Source organism: Streptococcus sp. GMD1S, from assembly GCF_000296875.1.
Lineage (GTDB): Bacteria > Bacillota > Bacilli > Lactobacillales > Streptococcaceae > Streptococcus.
In genome coordinates this window covers 1-1,176 of record NZ_AJQY01000158.1, presented here as the reverse complement: position 1 = coordinate 1,176, position 1,176 = coordinate 1, and the positions used below count along the sequence as shown (strand labels likewise).

Here is a 1,176-nt window from a genome sequence, read left to right as displayed (position 1 = left end):
TCACTCGCACTTACAGAAGCGGATTGGCTTGAACTTACAGATGCAGATTCGCTTGAACTTACAGATGCTGATTGGCTTGCACTCAATGAAGCTGACTGGCTCGAACTTACTGAAGCGGATTGGCTTGCACTCGCTGAAGCTGACTGACTCGAGCTCAATGATGCAGACTGGCTCGAGCTGACTGAAGCTGACTCACTCGCACTTACAGAAGCGGATTGGCTCGCGCTCGCTGAGGCTGACTCACTTGCACTCGCTGAAGCTGACTGACTTGAGCTAACTGATGCAGATTTGCTTGAGCTGGCTGAGGCGGATTCGCTTGTGCTTACTGAAGCGGATTGACTAGAGCTCAATGATGCAGACTGGCTCGAGCTGACTGAGGCAGACTGACTTGCGCTCACTGACGCTGACTGACTTGCACTTGCAGATGCAGATTGACTCGAACTCGCTGAAGCAGACTGACTTGCACTCAATGATGCTGATTCACTTGCGCTCACTGAAGCGGATTGGCTTGAGCTTACGGACGCAGACTGGCTGGCACTCACTGAAGCGGATTGGCTCGAACTTACTGAAGCGGATTGGCTGGCACTTACCGAAGCTGACTGGCTGGCACTCAATGATGCAGATTGACTCGAGCTTACTGAGGCAGACTGACTTGCGCTCACTGATGCTGATTGACTTGCACTCGCTGAAGCGGATTGGCTAGCACTTACTGATGCTGACTCACTTGCACTTAATGATGCAGATTGACTCGAGCTCGCTGAAGCGGATTGACTCGAGCTTACAGATGCAGATTCGCTTGAACTTACTGAGGCGGATTGACTAGCACTCAATGATGCAGATTGGCTGGAGCTTACTGAGGCTGATTGACTTGCACTTGCTGAAGCAGACTGGCTATTACTTACTGAAATTGACGCTTGATTTGGCGTGATTTGTCCATTAAATGTATCTGAAACCAAACCATCCACTGTCGTACTTGCAGTCACCGGTCCACTAGGAAGTCGTCCTCCATTACGATCATATACCTTCTTCAGCTCATTTGCAGTAAAGGTTACACTAGTCGAGCTCACCGTTGCTTGTTTGGTGAACATCTCCCCTGCAATTGTAAGAGTAACAGTCCCATCTGGAGCAACCCCATCTACCGTAATCGCTTGATTTGAGAGCCCACCTTTTTCGTTA

At 49.8% G+C, this 1,176-nt stretch carries 1 pseudogene; it reads right to left on the bottom strand.

Annotated elements, in window-relative coordinates:
- Positions 1-1,176: pseudogene (locus GMD1S_RS12330) on the bottom strand (accessory Sec-dependent LPXTG-anchored adhesin); the annotation flags it as partial.